Origin of the sequence: Stenotrophomonas sp. WZN-1 (assembly GCF_002192255.1) — a bacterium.
In the GTDB taxonomy this organism is placed as follows: Bacteria; Pseudomonadota; Gammaproteobacteria; order Xanthomonadales; family Xanthomonadaceae; genus Stenotrophomonas.
The window spans coordinates 4,191,951-4,208,577 of sequence record NZ_CP021768.1; the positions used below are offsets into that span (position 1 = coordinate 4,191,951).

At 64.2% G+C, this 16,627-nt stretch carries 10 protein-coding genes and 1 tRNA gene; 3 read left to right on the forward strand and 8 right to left on the reverse strand.

All coding sequences use genetic code 11. The annotated features are described in order from the left end of the window. Window positions 1–42: 42 nt before the first annotated feature. Window positions 43–936, reverse strand: a complete 894-nt coding sequence (gene ubiA / locus CCR98_RS19605; protein ID WP_087923903.1) for a 4-hydroxybenzoate octaprenyltransferase — start codon at window positions 934–936, stop codon at window positions 43–45. 149 nt (window positions 937–1,085) lie between these two features. Between ubiA and CCR98_RS19610 the strand changes: the two genes are divergently transcribed. The 3 genes from CCR98_RS19610 (at window position 1,086) to CCR98_RS19620 (ending at window position 4,325) form a co-directional block, all read left to right on the forward strand. Next, window positions 1,086–1,162, forward strand: a tRNA-Arg gene (locus CCR98_RS19610). 9 nt (window positions 1,163–1,171) lie between these two features. After that, entirely contained in the window at window positions 1,172–2,365 is a 1,194-nt protein-coding gene (locus tag CCR98_RS19615) for a helix-turn-helix transcriptional regulator (protein WP_232463055.1), read from the forward strand. Between the two features lie 82 nt (window positions 2,366–2,447). Next, window positions 2,448–4,325, forward strand: a complete 1,878-nt coding sequence (locus tag CCR98_RS19620; RefSeq protein WP_087923904.1) for an aspartyl protease family protein — start codon at window positions 2,448–2,450, stop codon at window positions 4,323–4,325. A 77-nt stretch (window positions 4,326–4,402) separates the two neighbouring features. Here the strand turns inward: CCR98_RS19620 and CCR98_RS19625 are convergent, their stop codons facing one another. From CCR98_RS19625 to CCR98_RS19655, 7 genes are all read right to left on the reverse strand, one after another. Then, complete coding sequence (locus CCR98_RS19625; RefSeq protein ID WP_087923905.1) at window positions 4,403–4,861, reverse strand: hypothetical protein; 459 nt, start codon at window positions 4,859–4,861, stop codon at window positions 4,403–4,405. 170 nt (window positions 4,862–5,031) lie between these two features. Continuing rightward, the gene (locus CCR98_RS19630) at window positions 5,032–5,481 is read right to left on the reverse strand and encodes an adhesin (protein ID WP_087923906.1); all 450 of its coding nucleotides are present in this window, start codon (window positions 5,479–5,481) and stop codon (window positions 5,032–5,034) included. Next, window positions 5,478–5,975: a hypothetical protein gene (locus CCR98_RS19635; RefSeq protein WP_232463056.1), complete on the reverse strand. Its 498-nt coding sequence runs from the start codon at window positions 5,973–5,975 to the stop codon at window positions 5,478–5,480. Before CCR98_RS19635 ends, CCR98_RS19630 begins: the two co-directional genes overlap by 4 nt. Window positions 5,976–6,620: 645 nt before the next feature. After that, entirely contained in the window at window positions 6,621–7,088 is a 468-nt protein-coding gene (locus CCR98_RS19640) for a hypothetical protein (protein WP_232463057.1), read from the reverse strand. Between the two features lie 14 nt (window positions 7,089–7,102). Continuing rightward, window positions 7,103–11,809: an RHS repeat-associated core domain-containing protein gene (locus tag CCR98_RS19645; protein ID WP_087923908.1), complete on the reverse strand. Its 4,707-nt coding sequence runs from the start codon at window positions 11,807–11,809 to the stop codon at window positions 7,103–7,105. A gap of 315 nt (window positions 11,810–12,124) precedes the next feature. Further along, window positions 12,125–13,480 (reverse strand): Gfo/Idh/MocA family oxidoreductase, encoded by a 1,356-nt coding sequence (locus CCR98_RS19650; protein WP_087924246.1) that lies wholly within the window; start codon window positions 13,478–13,480, stop codon window positions 12,125–12,127. 65 nt (window positions 13,481–13,545) lie between these two features. Beyond that, window positions 13,546–16,521, reverse strand: a complete 2,976-nt coding sequence (locus CCR98_RS19655) for a TonB-dependent receptor (RefSeq protein ID WP_087923909.1) — start codon at window positions 16,519–16,521, stop codon at window positions 13,546–13,548. Between the last annotated feature and the right edge of the window lie 106 nt (window positions 16,522–16,627).

The window sequence follows — 16,627 nt, forward strand, 5'->3', positions numbered from 1 at the left end:
GCTGCAGCCGGCCAGCGGCCGGCTCTACCAGACCCCGGGCGATCAGCGCAGCGCCAGGTCCACGGCGATGCCGGCAAACAGCGCAGCGCCCACCCAGTTGTTGTGCAGGAACGCCTTGAAGCACGGGCCGCGTTCGCGGTGGCGGCAGATCCAGAACTCGTACACCACCAGCGCGGTAGCCACGGCCACGCCGGCCAGGTAGTACCCGCCCAGCCCGCCGCGCACGCCGACCAGCGCCATCGTGGCCAGGAACAGCGCGTACAGCACGCCCTGGATGACCAGGTCGAGATCACCGAACAGGATCGCGGTGGAGTGCGAGCCCATCTTCAGGTCGTCCTCGCGGTCGACCATGGCATACCAGGTATCGTAAGCGGTGGACCACAGGATGTTGCCGGCATACAGCAGCCAGCCCAGCATCGGCACCTCGCCCTGCACGGCGGCGAACGCCATCGGGATGCCCCAACCGAACGACATGCCCAGGTAAACCTGCGGCAGATGGGTGTAGCGCTTCAGGTAGGGGTAGCTGGCGGCCAGGAACACGCCGATGAAGCTCAGGCCGATGGTCAGCCCGTTCATGGTCAGCACCAGGCCGAATGCCACCAGCATCAACACCGCGAACAACACCAGCGCAGCGCGGCCACTGATCGCACCGGTGGCCAGCGGACGCGCCTTGGTGCGCTCCACATGCGGGTCAAGCCAGCGGTCGGCGTAGTCGTTGATGACGCAACCGGCCGAGCGGGTCAGCCACACGCCGGCGGTGAACACGAACAGCGTCCACAGCGGCGGCAGGCCGCCCGCGGCCAGCCACAACGCCCACCAGGTGGGCCACAGCAGCAGCAGCGTGCCGATCGGGCGATCAGCGCGCATCAGACTCCAGTAATGCCGCCAACGCGGCGTCGCCGGCGACTGCGGCGAAGTGAGGGGGGTATCAGCCATGGCGATAGGATACTCCTGCCCCTCTGGCAGGGCTTTGCCCGTGGGGGGAGATTTGTTCGGCGAAACTGGATAGAATGCCGGTCCCGCACCGCTTCATGGCGCTGCGATGCCCGCCCCGGCACTGGCCGACGGCGCGGCGGTTCTACAACGCGCCCGTAGCTCAGCCGGATAGAGTAGTGGCTTCCGAAGCCATTGGTCGGGGGTTCGAATCCCTCCGGGCGCGCCATCTCCCCCTGTGTTGCCTGCACGCCGCCAGCCCGCGCTGGACGTTGCCGCGCGCTTCATCAACACTGCGCGCATGACGCCACCGGATCTGCTGCAGCTGGCGGCAGGCGCTGCGATTCTGGGCCTGGCCGCCTTGTCCACCGGAGTGAGCTTCGGCCGCGCTCGGCATGGCAGCCACCTGCTCACCATCTTCTTCGCCTGTTTCGCCGCCGCCAATCTGTTCGGACTGGTGCTGTTGGGTGGCCAGGCCTGGCTGTCGGCCGACGCGGTGCGCTGGCTGCGGGCCATCGAGGTGCCGCTGGTCTATCTGCTCGGTCCGCTGCTGTATGGCCATGCGCGTGCGCTGCTGTCGCCCGCACCGGGCCACACTTCGTTGCTGCCGCTCGCGCATCTGCTGCCGGCCATGCTCGCGTTCGTCATTTCCCTGTTGAACGCCGTTGCGCCTTTCGACGTCTCGCCGCTGGGCAAGGCGCTGTTCCAGCTCAGCTTCCATGGCTGGCTGCTGCAGGGCGCGCCCTACCTGCTGGCCACGCTGTGGCTGTCGCTGCGTACGTCTTCGGCCCCGCGCGGAACCGCCATCCAACGCAGCGGGCTGCGCGGGCTGGCGATCGTGATGACAGGCTGCTGGCTTGCCAGCGCGATGAACCGGTGGCCGCCGGACGCCGCTCCGCTGCTGGCCAGCATCGGGCTCAGCCTGCTGACCACCGCCGGCATGTATCTGCTGGCCTGCTGCGTGGTGCGGCAGCAGCTGCGCGCGCCTGTGAGTGCCGCCGCACCGGGCGCGGGGAATCTCATCCCCGCGCCCATCGAGGACGTCGCCGTCGCACGCTACGAGCGCTCGGGCATCGACGCAGCGCAGTGCGCGGCCATCGCCAGCGCGCTGACCGCATTGATGCAGGACGAACGCCTGCATGAGGCCCCGGGGCTCGATCTCCAGGGCTTGAGCCAGCACAGCGGCTGGTCACCCAACCAGGTCTCGCAGGCGCTCAACCAGGGCCTGGGCCAGAGCTTCTCCGAGTTCGTGACCGGTTTCCGCATCACGGCCGCGAAGTCCTTCCTCTCCGACCCCGCCGACCCACGCAGCGTGCTGGACATCGGCCTGGCCGCCGGCTTCGGCAGCAAGTCCACCTTCAACAGCGCATTCAAGCGCGCCACCGGGCAGACGCCGAGCGAGTACCGCCGCAGCCGCGCCACCTCCGGCTGAACGTCCAATCCTTCACGCCCGGTCGAACGGCGCCCGCCGCTGCGTTGCCATCAGCGCTCGACCCGATGAACAAGGTGATGCGATGCGATGGCAACGGATGATGTTCGGCCTGCTGTGGATGCTGGCGGTTCCTGTGCAGGCTGCGGTAGGGGATGCGGCGAGCGTGCTGGCCCGGGCCCGTGCAGCCAGTGGCGGCGAGCCGTGGCTGTCGGTACAGCGCCTGCAGGCTGAGGGCGAGCAGTCGCTCGGTGGCTTGCAGGGCCGCTGGCAGCTCAACCAGGACCTGCACGCCGGGCGCTATGCCGAACAGGCCCAGCTGGGAGCCTTCGCCGTCGCCCAAGGGTTCGACGGCCAGCGGTCCTGGCGGCGTGACTACGGCGGCGAGGTCGGCCTACTGGACGGCACCGTGCCACGCCGCACCGCGCACACTCAGGCGTGGCTGGCCACCCGCGCCTACTGGTCCAGCGCCTATCCGGCCTCGCGCTTTGCAGGCCCACGCACCGAGGGCCACGACGGGAAGCGCTATGACGTGCTGGCGACGACGCCGGATGGCGCGGACCCGATCGAACTCTGGTTCGACACCCGCAGTGGCCTGCTCGGCCGGGTGGTCATCGCCTCCGCGCGCACACCCACCGCCACCACGCTGGAAGACTACCGGGCGGTCGATGGCCTGCTGCTGCCCCATCGCATCATCACCGATACGCTCGATGCCCAGGGCCGTGCTGATCCGCGACTGCGCAGCGACGTGCAGGTGCAGCGCTACCGGGTGGATTTCCCCGTGCCGGATGTACTGTATGCACCACCAGCGATGGCCGACGACAGCTACATCGAGGATGCCAGCGGCACCACCCGCGTCCCGTTCGACCTGATCAACAACCATGTCTACATCGAGGCCGAGGTGGACGGCCAGCCGGCGCGCTTCCTGGTGGACACCGGCGCCATCAACCTGCTGACACCGATCGCCGCCAAACGCCTGGGGCTGACCACAGCGGGCCGCCTGAGCGTGCATGGTGCCGGCGACAACGCCAGCGACCTGGGCCTGGCGCAGGCCCGCCACCTGCGCATCGGTGGCGCGCACCTTGCAAACCCGGTATTCCACATCATCGACCTCGGCCAGCAGATCAACTCGATGGGCGTGCCACACGATGGCTTCATCGGCTACGAGACCTTCCTGCGCTTCGTCACCACCTTCGACTACGGCGCGCGCGTGCTCAGCTTCACCCGACCGGGCCACTACCAGCCACCCGCCAACGCGGTGGTGCTGCCGTTCGAACAGGATGACCGCGCACCGGTACTGAATGGCGAACTGGACGGCATCCCGCTGCGCTTGTGGCTGGACACCGGCTCACGCAACTCGCTGAGCCTGAGCAGCCCGTTCGTGCGTACCCATGGTCTGTTGGAGAAGTACCACGCCAGCGAGGAAGCGGTACTTGGATGGGGCCTCGGTGGCCCGGGCCGCGCGCGACCGGCCCGGCTTGGTGTGCTGCGCATGGGCAGCATCGAGGTCACCGGCCTGGTCGGTGACCTGTCCAGCACGGACAAGGGTGCGCTGGCCCTGGCCGACTACGGTGCGATCCTGGGTGGCGGCGTGCTGCGGCGCTTTTCCATGGGCATCGACTACGAAGCCAAGCGTCTGTACCTGGTGCCCAACGCTGAAAGCACGCAGGCCGATGCCTTCGACCGCAGCGGATTGTGGCTGCAGGCCGAGGACGGTGCACTGCGTGTGGCCGATGTGGCGTCGTCCAGCGCTGGTGCACGCGCGGGGCTGCACAGGGATGATCGCATTGTCATGATTTCAGGCGAGCCGATTGCCACGCGGAAGCTGGCGGACTGGCGTGCGCTGCTGCGTGAGCGCCCGGTTGGGACGCGCGTGGGCATCCGTTATCTGCGCGATGGCCGGCAGGTGGATACCGAGCTGGTGCTGGCGGACCGGGTGGCTGCGGGATGGCGTGCCGATTGAGTCAGTACTGGCGCTATCCCTGCGGAGCACCCGCCACTCACGTGGCGGATGCTCACGCACCACAAAGGCAGTGCCAACTATTTGTCTCTTAAGAAGTTCCTCGGCCGAGCGCCAAGTCTGATGATTTTTCGCGCGGCACCAAGATAGAAGTCACTGAATACAAATGAGAAGGCGGCAGCTGTATAGAAAACAAGTAGTGCCCCAGGAATGGGAATCGCGCGAACGAAGCTATCGCATTCGAGGTTGCGGGCGACCAGCAACCCAATCATGAACATCTCGGCCAGGAAAGCCATGGCGAACGCGAATCGCACTCGCCTAACCTCAACCGACAGAATTCCCCTTCTCGCCAGTTCGAACTTGGAATACACAAACAGCACCAGCAATGCCACAAAAAGAGCAAACATAACTGATGGAGAGTATCCAACGACTGGACAACCCATACTCATCATGGACGCAATCAGCGCGCAGCAGATCGCCAACGCTCCAACTGCAGCTGCGCCCTTCATGCACCTTATGAAGATCAGTTCGCCGGACATTGGCATTTATTGTAGTTTGACCTCAGATACCGAGCTGGCGCTGGCGGACCGGGTGGCTGCGGGATGGCCTGCCAATTGAGCTCGCACTGCCCGCTGTGGGGCACCCGCTGCGCATGCGGCGGGTGCCACTGAACGAGGGTGACCGTGAATCTCGCACACCGGCGGGAGCGTCAGGGAATGAACGACGCGGAGCGATGCTCGCAACCGGCTGTATCCCGTACCACGATGGAGTACTCCGCCTCCGCGCTGGATTGGCCGGGCAGGAACACGCCATCACCATCGAACAGAACGCTCTGCTGTTCACCCGGCGCGATCGACAGCCCGATCGCTCCCGGTGTGATTTCCTCAAGGATCACGTTGTAAGGCCGCCAGGCATCCTCGCCTGCACGTCTCATCTCTGCGCGAGCGGTCCTTGAGTTCAACCTGCGTCTTTCATCCACCCACAGCTGAAGTGGCTGATCAGCGTTGTGGGTGATCTGGAAGCGCCCGTAGGTCAACCCGTCGACTCTCTCGGTGCCAACATAGGTGAAATATGCCGGCGGACACTTCGTGGTGCGGTTCGGATGCGCCGCACAGGATGTCAGTGCAACCACGAGGCAAAAGGCAGTCAGGCGCTTCATGGGTTCGAGGCCTGATGTGGGTTGTTGTCGCGGCGGCATGCGGCGGTGAGGGCAACCAGCACTACGCCCCAGAGCGGCGTGAGCAGCACGACGCTCATCACCATCAGCGAAACCGGTACCTGCCAGAGCAGCGATGACCTGAACCCGCTGAATCTATAGGCTTCCAGTGCAAGCACCACGACCTGGGCCAGAAGGCCAGCGAGCAACCCCAAGCCAGCCCCCTTGGCAAGCCGCCTGATCGTCAGGCGATCAGCGGCGGGAACCCGTGCGCCAATTCCCAGCAACAGAAGGCTGACGGCATACAGCCAGAAGAAAACTTGATGTGAGTCGAAGGCGTAAAGCGCCCTGCCCACAAAGTGCAGGAACAGCCAGAGCGCTCCACACGACACCGCGTAGGCCAACCCGTACCGAAGAATCTGCCTGGCTTTCATCTTGTACCTCTCCGAGGCGTACAGGCCGATCGCGTACTTTTGTGGAGGAGTGCGGGAGCTCATGCACCTTGCCTCCTGCTTGGCGGCCTACTCACGCAGCCCATCGCGCAGCGCTCGAGAGTACCTGCCTGCCCGAAGTCACTGTCGACACCGAACCGGGAAAGCAGTTCGCTGAGTACAGGATCCATGATGTTCATCGAGCTGCACGCACGGTAGAGCCCATTGCGTTGGCCCGATGGTGATCCGTCCTGTAATCCATCCCTTCGTCAGCTCCCTGCCGGCCTACATGCCCCGCAACCTGCCCCAGCTCAAGCCAAGCGGTGCGTGCGCCGTGGGGTGATGCCCTCAATCGATCAATGCGCCACAACGGCCAATCGCTCCGCACCCACCATGGATTCGCATGAAAAAGAACAGCCCGTCCCCATCTGGCCTAGCGGTCTGCTGTTACGCCTGTGATCGATAGCTCGATCGTCCCGGGAAGCTCTGCTCAAGAATCATGATTTGACAGGAATCAACCGGCCTTCCCAAGCGCCCTCTACTAGAAGTGCAATCTTCTGCGCCGACAGAGGCCTCAATGAAGACCACGGTGTCGCCAAGCCGCTCAACAGCTGCAATCTATGCCCCCGCCCGCAAACACACCAACAGAGCGCTCGCAAATGAAATTCCCACTTCCCTATTCCCACCTCAGACCCACACACATAAGAATCTTCAAAGCGCTCCTGAGCACCCTCCGAAGACCTTGGCAGGCCTCTTACTCAGGCTCACAGCAACCACTCGATGCACTTGCTCCCCACAACTTCCCATTACCCCGTACAAGATGAGAATTCCATTGTCATTTATGTAGCCGACAAAACTCCCGCCTCCTGCACCCGAGGCCGCTCTGACGAGATAAACAGTCTCCCCCTCTGCCGGCACTAACCCATTCAACTGTAGTGGCGCGAATTTCTCAGCAGCATCCGATGCTTGGATGATGCTCAAGTTCTGATCGAGCATCCACTGAGCAATCAATTTTTCGCTCTGCGGATTCAAGGTGGCCAAGCGGTCACTTCGAAGTGTCGTCGAGTTCCCAGGAATGATCTCATCCGATGAAACGTCCACCCAATCTGAGTTCCATTCAATGTGTTTGATCTGGCTAGTGCCACAGCCTCCGAGCAATGGAAGAAGGAGCGCAGCCACGCGTAGACTCACCATCATTTGCACCCCAACCGCTTCTTGATAGCGTCCCGAACCCTATCGTCTGGAACGCCAAGATGCTCTGCCATGATGTTTCCCTCCCACCCCGGAACGGGCTTAGTAGAACGAGATGGCGCCTGCGACACCACATCGTACATATCAAAACGACCATCGTACTTGAATTTCATCAAATGCCCTGCTTCGTGCGCAGCCGTCCACTCAGTGTTTCCTGCATACCATTTACCGACACTGCCTCCAGTTACGGTCGAAACCCCCCTCCCCAGCGGAACCTCAACACGGTTTAACCGACCTTTCTCCGGCTGGCTAACAGTCACTGTAAATCCGGGCGCAGACCAGGTCGATTCAATTGCATTTATCATTTTTCTCAAAGTCTCAGGAGTAGCTCCCTCACCACTGAAGCGAATAGGGATGTCGATATGAACTCCACCGTCCACGCAAGTGCAATTGGCCAGCAGTCCGAGCGGATCAACCGCCTGCACTGGATCAGCTGATACATAGGAGAAGGTAGATACCCCCCCGTCGAATCCCATCGGATCACTCTGCGAATAGCGCCCCGCTGCCGGGTCATACTCCCGCTGGTAGTTGTAGAACAACCCACTCGCATCCGTGGCCTGCTGGCCCGGGAATCGCAGCGCCAGCTCGAACGCCACACCATCGCCATCCGGATCAGCACTCGGAATCTGGTTACCGAACACCTCACTCTTGTTGCTCCACTCCCAGATCGCGACGTCCCGTACCGGATCGATCACCACGCGCGGCGTGCCCAGATGATCTGGTTGGACGTAGGCAAGTTCCGGCACGCCGGTGCCCGGCACGTTGATCAGCGCCACCGGGTAGTTATCCAGCCAGATGGCCTGCTGCTGCGCCTGCCCCGTGGCCGAGTAGTTGCCCAGCCACTGCCCTGCTTCGTCGTACAAGGTGATCCGTGCTGCGCCACCGGCCGGGGTACGCAGAACGCGTTCACCGCGGTGGTTGTAACCGTAGCTTTCCAGTACGGCATTGCCCTGCTTCACCGCGTTCATGCGGTTGGCATCGTTGTAGATGAACGTCTTGCCGCCGATGCTGGTGGTGTTGCCCACCGCGTCATGGTTGCGCGCTTCGCCGTCCACGGCGGTCAGCCGGTGGCTGGTTGCGGGGTAGGTGTAGCTGGCGGTGCCTGCCGAGGTGGTCAGCGCGGTGCGATTGCCGGTGGCGTCGTAGGCATAGGTTTCAATCGGCGTGCCGGTCGCGCCGTCCTGGGTCTGGGTCAGGCGGCCCAGCGTGTCGTAGGCGTACTTGGCCAGCACCGTCGAACCTGCGCCCTTCTTCAGCTCGGTGATCGAACCGACCGGGTCGTAGCCGTAGCCCAGCGACAGGCCGCCTGCGGCCGGGTCATGCACCGCCTGCGGGCGGTAATCCAGATCCAGCGGACGCTGCAGCTGGCGGCCGTTGCCGTAGGTCCAGCCGGTCGCCGGGCCGAAGGCCGCATAGGTCACGTTGTTCACCACGATCTGGCGCGCCTGGCCGGGGCGGGTCAGGCCGATCTGGCTGATGCGGCCCTGGGTATCGCGCACGTAGTCGGCCACGCTGCCGTCGGGGTAGGTCAACGCAGTCAGGCGACCCGACTTGCTGTAGGCATAGCGCAGTGTGCTGGCCACACCATTGACGGTCTGCACCTTGCGGGTGACCTGGCCGAAGCGGTCATGGCAGTACTGGGTGCTGCCATTGGCATGCAGCACCTGCCCCAGTCGCCCCTTCGCAAAGCGCTCGTCGGTGGCACAGGCAGTCGGTGCCACGTCATAGCTGTAGCCCACGTCCAGATTGGGGTCCGGGTAGGCGATGCCGATCAGGCGGTTGAGTGCATCGTAGTGATAGGTGGCAGTGATGCCGCGTGCATCGGTGGCCGTCTTGCGGTTGCCGGCGGCGTCCACGGTGAAGCTGCTGGCGCCACTGTCCGGGCTGACCTGCCCGGTCAGGTCACCGAATCCGTTGTAGGCGTAGGTGGTATGCAGGCCCTTCGGGTCAGTGACCTGCGTGACCTGGTCCAGCGCGTTGTACTGGCTGCGGATCTCGGCGGCCACGCCACCCACGTCCTGCAGGGTCTGGGCCAGGCGGTTCAGCGGGTCGTACTGCTGGCTGGTCACGCGCTGCAGGGCGTCGGTCACGGTCTGCGGGTTGCCGTTGGCATCGTAGGCAAAGCCGGTAGCGTGGTTGCCTGCGTCCTTCAGTGCGGTCAGCTGGCCGAGCGTGTTGAACGTCCGTGCCAGGGTACGGCGCAGCGTCCCGCCTGCATCGAGCGTGTCTTCCTTGAGGCGATTGCCGGCATTGTCCAGCGTGTAGTGGATGGTGTTGCCAGCGCTGTCGGCGATGTCCGTCAGCCGCTGCGCGGCGTCGTAGACGTAGGTGACGCTGTTGCCGTCGGGCTCTGTGACCTGCTGCACTTGGCCGGTCGGCCAGTAGCTGATCTGGGTAGCCCGGTCCTCGGCTGTGGTTGCGCCGCGCACGGTGACCGAGGTCGGCCAGCCGCGGGCATGGTAGGTGTAGTCGGTGACCACGCCGTTGGCGTCCTTTATCGACAGCGGCCTTCCGAGTGCGTCGTAGGCCAAGGTCTCGACCGTCTGGCCGAGCGCATTGGTCACACTGCGCAGGTCGCCCTTGCGATAACTGCAGGCACCATTGGCCGCGCATCCCGCGTCGTCCGCGGTGTAGTAGGCGTAGGTGGAGACATCCGCCACATCACTGCGCGGGCCATCCACGCTACGCAGCAGTCCCACCAGCGGGCACTCTGGGCCCTCGGCCTCACAGTAGGTCTGCGTGGTGACGCGGGTGTCACCGGTCACCATGTCGCGCACGGCGATGGTGGTCGGCTGGAGGCGCGCATTACGCGCGATGCGGATCTCACGGTTACCGACGGCCTGCTGCACCAGCCGATTGCTGTCCATGGCCACGCGCGTCTCGCTGACACGCTGATCCGGAGTGCCGGCCGCTTCGGTGGTAGTGGTCACGCTGACGGCGCCAGCGGCAGCATCGCTGGCCTCCGCATAGGCGTACTGGGTGACGACGCCTCGGCGATCGGTCACCGACTGCAGGCGACGCCGGAAATCGGTGCCCTCGGGCAGATAGGTGCGGCTGATGCTGCCATTGCTCTCGGTGATGCCATTGACCTTGCGCGGAAGGCCACTGCTGCCGCTGGCGGTCAATGCGTAGGCACTCTGCTTGCCCAGTGCGTCGGTGACGATGGTGGTGCCTGCCGGGGTGTACTCCAGACGCACGCCATCAATGCCTACGTCGGCCTGACTGCAATCGCCGGAATGGCGGCTGCAGGTAACCCGCCCCTTGGCGTCGTAGCCGAACCAGCTGTAGCGCCGGGTGTCTTCGGCGGTCACGCCGGTCAGGTAGCCCGGGAAGCGGGTGTCCTCATAGTGATACGTACGGCTAGCACCGTCTGCATAGGTCGCAGTGATCAATTCCCCGGCCGGGGAGTAGGCGTAGCTCACCACAGGCTGGCCGGCGATCACCAGGGCCGAGATCAGTGAATCGTCGCCCGGCGCGAGGTACTGGACATCCACGCGCCGACCGGTTGAATGGGTGATGCTGAGCAGGCGGCCGCGGCTGTCGTGTGCATAGGTCAGCGAAGTACCGTCTTCGAGATCACGGCGCTGCATCAAGCCATCAGCATCAAAATAAATGCGCTCTCCGGCACGTGAAAGTTGCCAGTTGGTGCCCTGCTGGACCGCGCGGTCGCCGCTTCCGTCCATGGCTTCGTAGCTGGCCCCCACTTTCTGGAATGCGGTCTGCCCGCCATCGGCGCCGATCAGCCCAACTTTCAGTTCGGAGCTGGGAGGGAAGGTGGAATCGTCTACGCCTGTGGTAAGCCGCAGATTGTGGGAATGGGTCCAGCCCGTACCCAACGCGCCGCCCGCCGTGCTTGTCAGGGAGTGATAGTGGCGTTGGAAGCTCACCCATCCAAGGTTGAAATCCGGCTCAGGCTGGGATTTATCGCCAGTGGTCGGATCACACGGGTTACCAACAGGACACTGCTGCGGCGGCAGCGGCCCGCTTGTGTAGGAGAGCATGGGCGACATGTGCGGCTCGTCCTGCTGGACCAGAGAGCACATCTGCAGGGCCTCATTCCACGTCAGGGACGGTCGATTCGGGCAAAGCGCCGTTCTGGCCCGGCGCACATGCTCCCACCCCACTATCGACGAGCATTCTTGAGTGCTCTGGTGATAGAAGTTCAAGGTGTAATGGAAATTTTTCTCCTCGTTGGTGACGCTACCGTCGTCGCCCCTGCCAAGTCCAAGGAGCTCCACCCAAGGATCCTCCGTGAGTGAAGTCGCCGGGCACTGCGGGTCGCTGACGCGGGTAGCGAGGATCACGCTACGAATCTGATCTTCGGATGAGTACTCCTGCCCTGAGTGGGTGTAGACCCAGTCAGTAGTAACGATCTTCTCGGGTCTCACCCGGTAATCGTAGATGACCTTCTTTCCAAGGACGCGTTGGCGTTTGACATGCCAATCGAAGGGTTTGTCCTTCTCGTACTGGGAAAAGAGCGACTTGATGTCCTTCTGCACCGCCGCTTCCGTGGCTCGCGGCTGGCCCATCGACAGGTAGCTCTCCCACTTCTTCTGCACCTCCTGCGCCTGCGCAGCCCAAGGAGCCAAGCTCCCCAGCGCGATCATCGCCAGTGCGGCACACGAAATGGTCTTCAGTCGTTCCAACATCCCTGTTCTCCTTCCTGGACGAACACAGCACCGGCGGGAACGAGAACGTGGGGCGGTTGCCTCACCACGTCATGCTTCGGATCGTCCCTGGTCCGGAATGCGGCCTGACCGCACGGGGAACGTTATCTCCGATGTGGTTTACACATTCAAGTCAGAAACTGTGGAATGGGTCGGATTTCAGAGTTTTCTGATAAAGCGGGCGGTCGACCGAACAAGCAGCCGAGCGCGGGCTCGGCGCTACAGGGGCCAGTACGCCATATACAGCAACGCCGGGCATGGCCCGGCGTTTCCGTCACCGCATGGAAGAGGTAAACCTCAGTACTTCCCGTCGAACGCGAAGATCGGCTTGCGCTGCTTCCACGCACCGGCGGTGAAGTCCGGGAACTCCAGCGTCTGGAAGCTGTTGGCGATCGACTGCTCGCTCAACGGGGTGATCGCACTCCAGGTCACCGCATCGTAGATGTCGATCGGCATCGGTGCCTTGGCCTTCAGTGCCTCGACGAATGCATGGATGACGAACCAGTCCATGCCGCCGTGGCCGGCGCTGGCGGCGGTGTCGGCATTCTGCTTCCACAGCGGGTGCTCGTACTCGTCCTGGTACTTCTTGAACTCTTCCCACTGGTGCGGCGGGCTGCGGCCTTCGATGTGGATCGAATGGTTTACATCCATCCACAGGCCCTTGGTGCCCTGCACGCGGAAGCCCATCGAGTACGGGCGCGGCAGCGAGGTATCGTGCTGCAGCAGGATGGTCTCGCCGTTCTCGCAGGCCAGCGTGGTGGTGACGATGTCGCCCAGCTTGAACTTCACCTTGGTGCTGGGATGGGTGGTGCCGCCACTCTTGGCCACGGTGTATTCGTGCAGGCCGCGCGCCTTGGTCGCGAAGGCGTTGATGTGGGTGAAGCGGTTGCCACGGTTGATGCCGGTGTACATCGCGCACGGGCCGATGCCGTGGCTGGGGTACAGCTCGCCGTTGCGCTCCACCGAATGCTCGGTGCGCCAGCGTGCTTCGCTCCAGCCCTTGGGACCGAATTCCACGCCGCTGTCGTAGGGCTGGTTCGGGTCGCCGGAATTGAACTTCACCCCGCGCAGGTCGTGCTGGTAGCCGGCCTGCAGATGCACCAGTTCGCCGAACAGGCCCTGGCGCACCATCTGCAACGCGGCCATCACGTCGCGGCGGTAGCAGACGTTCTCCAGCAGCATGTATGGGGTGCCTGTGCTCAGTTGGGTCTTCAGCACGTCCCAGTGGTCCTGCAGGGTGATGCCGGCCACCACTTCACAGCCCACGGCCACGCCGGCCTGCATCGCGGCAATCGCCATCGGTGCGTGGTATTCCCACGGCGTGGCGATGATCACGCCATCGATGCCCTTCTGTTCCAGCAGTCGCTTCCACGCATTGGTGTCGCGGTCCTGGCCATAGGTCTTCGGCGCTGGCTTGCCGGCCTTGGCCACCATGTCCACGGCGCGGCCGAGCATGATCGGCTCGATATCGCAGACGGCAACCACTTCGACGTCGTCGCGACGCACCAGTTCCTTCAGCAGCACCAGGCCGCGCATGCCGGTGCCGATCATGGCCAGGCGCACCTTGCGCCCGCGTGCCCAGGCCGGGGTCTGCGGCAGCAGGCTGCTGGCGGCGACAGCGGCACTGGCCGCGATGAATTCCCTACGCTTCATGGCAAACATCTCTCCTCTTGGCAGCATGCCGGCCGCAGCCGGCACGCCAGGTCACGCAAACGGAATTACTTGAACCGGTAGCCGATGGTCACACTGTAACCACGGCCGAAGATGGTTGCGTAGTCACTGGAGTCACCCAGGAAGCTGTTCGGGTCGTAGAACGGCAGGCGGTTGAACAGGTTCTTGACGGTGAAGCTCAGGTTCCACGCATCATCCGGGCGCCAGGTGACGCTCATGTTGGCGGTCCACCACGACGGTGCGCCGTCGCACTTGCTCTTCTGCAGGGCCAGGTAGCCGCCGGTGCAGGTTTCCTTGTTGTTGCTCACCTCGTCGACCTGGTCGGTGGCCCACTTGGTGCCGCCCACGTAGTTGACGAACATGCTGGTGGTCACCTGCTTGTAGGTCCAGTCGGCATTGAGCGTGGCACGCAGGCGCGGGTTGTTGTAGTAGCCCACCACGTCGCCGTAGTACCAGCCGTTCTCCGCGTCCATGTAGAAGCGGTTGCGGTTGGCGATGGTGGCGGCCAGGCCGATGTTCAGGTTGCCCCAGTCGCCCAGCGAGAAGCGGCTGCGCGCATCGATGTCGAAGCCGTCGATCAGGGTCTTGCCGCGGTTCTTGTACTGGCCCACCACGCTGGCGACGTTGCCGGCCGAGTAGCCCGGCAGGTTCGCCGGGCAGCTCACGCCGCTGGCCGGGTCGGCGCACATCGCCGCCAGCTGGGCCAGGTTGGCACGGTCGCTGTCGGTGACCGGCGAGCGCGACATCGAGATGATGTCTTCCATGCGGCGGTAGTCCGGCGCAACGATTTCATTGTCGCGGTAGATGAACCAATAGTCGGCCGACACCGACAGCCAGGTCGCCGGCTCATAGACGAAACCGAGGGTGGCGATCTTCGCCTTCTCCGGCTTCAGGTCCTTGTTCGGCTGGGTCATGCGTGCCACGGTGCGGCTGCAGTCGACGTTCAGCAGGGTCTTGCCGAGATCGACGTCACCCGGGCGCTGCGACTTCAGCAGCAGGTTGGCGATGGCATTGGTCTCGTTGCAGCGCAGCTCGTCACGGAAGCCACCCAGCTGTGCGAACACGCCGCCGTTGCCGGACTCGGCCAGGCTCGGTGCACGGAAGCCGGTGGAGTAGGTACCGCGCAGCATCAGCTGGTCGAACGCCTGGTACTTGAAGCCGATCTTCGGCGCGACGTTGGCGCTGAAGTTCGGGTACTTGTCCACGCGCACTGCTGCATCCAGCTCCAGCTTGTCGGTGATCGGTGCCACGGTCTCGGCGAACAGCGCGTAGGTGTTGCGCTTGCCGTCGAACCACGAGCCGCCCTGCTGGGTGATCAGGCCGTTGGCTGCGTCGGCGTTGCCCGGGGTGTAGAAGGTTTCGCGGCTGGCGTTGAAGCCGAACGCGGCGCGCATTTCACCGGCCGGCAGCTGGAACAGCGGGCCTTCGATCTTGCCGTCCAGGGTGTGCAGGCGGGTCCACGACTGGATGTCGAAGGTCGGGAACGCTTCACGGATCAACGCAGCGTTGGCTTCGCTGATCTCGCCGAACTTGTACGCCGGGTGGTCGGAGATGATCACGCGGCCGGTGCCCGGATCGATCGTGTAAGGGCCGAAGGCCTTCTCGAAGCCCTTGGTGTTGACGTTGATCGTCTGGTACGTGGTGGAGTGGGTACCGGCGCTGGCGAAGGCGGTCTCCCAGTTCCAGTCACCCCGGTTGCCACGCGCACCGGCCAGCACGCGGTAGCTCTTGTCGGTGTTGCGCTGGCCGAAGTAGTTCGGGCCGGCATCCTGCAGCAGGTAGTTCAGGCCGACCACACCGCCCATCATCGCCTTCATTTCCGGGCTGGCGTGGTTGTACTCGTTGTTCGGGCCCAGGAACGGGTACAGGAACTGGTTGACGGTGTTGCCGGTGTTGCGCGAGAACCAGCTGGTCGGGTTGCCGGTGGTGGTGCCGTAGGTGCGCGGCGTGCCGCCGTTGGCGCGCAGGTCGATGTCGGTGTAGGTCGCCTCGGCGAAGATCTCGGTGCTGTCACCCACCAGGAAGGTGCCGTTGAGGTAGGCGGTGTTGCGCTCGGACTTGGCGCCGGCATCGATCTCGTTGTTCATCCAGGTTTCCCAGACGCAACGCGGACCGGCCGCTTCACTGGTCAGCACGTTCTTGCAGCCCGGCGCAGCTTCCTGCACGCGGCGGCCGGTGACCGGATCGAACGCGAAGTAGCTGCCCGGGTTGAACTCGCCCGGCTTGCTGCCCACGCCCAGGCGCAGGTTGTTGAGGTAGTTCGGGTTGTTGACGTAGTACTGGTCGGGCCGCTTGTCGTAGAAATCGCTGAGCGGAATCGCGTCGCGGCGGTACATGTTGACCGCGCCGTAGATGTTGAAGCGGTTCTCGGCCAGGTCACCGAAGCCGGCGGTGATGCTGGCCTGGCGCTCGCCGTAGGAATCGATGCGCGAGGACGTATCGTTGGTGAAGCTGACCTCGGCGCCCTGGAAGTTGCGCTTGGTGATCACGTTGATCACGCCGGCCACCGCATCGGTGCCGTACACCGCCGAGGCGCCGTCGGTCAGCACTTCCATACGCTCGATGGCCGCGGCCGGGATCGCATCGATGTTGACGAACTGGGTCTGGAAACCGGCCGGCGCACCGTAGTACGACAGGCGACGACCGTTCAGCAGCACCAGCGTGCCCTGTGCGCCGAGGCCACGCAGGTTGGCCTGCGAGGCACCGTCGGAGCCGGTGAACAGCGAACGCGCGTCCTGCTGCGCCGGGCGTGCGGCCGGCAGGTTGTCGAGCACCTGCAGCAGCGTGCGCGCCCCCATGTTCTGGATGTCCTGCTTGCTGATCACCTGCACCGGCGAGGCGGTTTCAACGTCGGTGCGGCGGATGTTGGAGCCGGTGACCTCGATGCGGGCCAGGTCGGTGGCCTTGTCCTTGCTCTCCTGGGCGAAGGCAGGAACGGCGACCGACAGCAGCACGCCGGCGATGGCCAGCGACAGCGGAGCGATCGAACGACAGGGGGGGCGGTGGTGGCGTGCGGGCAACATCGGGGTTCTCTCCTGGCAGGGGTGCGGCGCAAAAAGTGAGCGCGTGGGCGTTCGGCGGGCAAAACGCTCCCGGGCCACGGCCGTGAGGGCCGTAGTCGGAATGGGC

What these genes read in the sequence shown, in the direction of transcription:
- CCR98_RS19630 (WP_087923906.1), bottom strand. Translation starts at nt 5,481, where the DNA reads ATGAAGCGCCTGACTGCCTTTTGCCTCGTGGTTGCACTGACATCCTGT.
- ubiA (WP_087923903.1), bottom strand. Translation starts at nt 936, where the DNA reads ATGGCTGATACCCCCCTCACTTCGCCGCAGTCGCCGGCGACGCCGCGT.
- CCR98_RS19620 (WP_087923904.1), top strand. Translation starts at nt 2,448, where the DNA reads ATGCGATGGCAACGGATGATGTTCGGCCTGCTGTGGATGCTGGCGGTT.
- CCR98_RS19625 (WP_087923905.1), bottom strand. Translation starts at nt 4,861, where the DNA reads ATGTCCGGCGAACTGATCTTCATAAGGTGCATGAAGGGCGCAGCTGCA.
- CCR98_RS19650 (WP_087924246.1), bottom strand. Translation starts at nt 13,480, where the DNA reads ATGAAGCGTAGGGAATTCATCGCGGCCAGTGCCGCTGTCGCCGCCAGC.
- CCR98_RS19635 (WP_232463056.1), bottom strand. Translation starts at nt 5,975, where the DNA reads ATGAGCTCCCGCACTCCTCCACAAAAGTACGCGATCGGCCTGTACGCC.
- CCR98_RS19645 (WP_087923908.1), bottom strand. Translation starts at nt 11,809, where the DNA reads ATGTTGGAACGACTGAAGACCATTTCGTGTGCCGCACTGGCGATGATC.
- CCR98_RS19655 (WP_087923909.1), bottom strand. Translation starts at nt 16,521, where the DNA reads ATGTTGCCCGCACGCCACCACCGCCCCCCCTGTCGTTCGATCGCTCCG.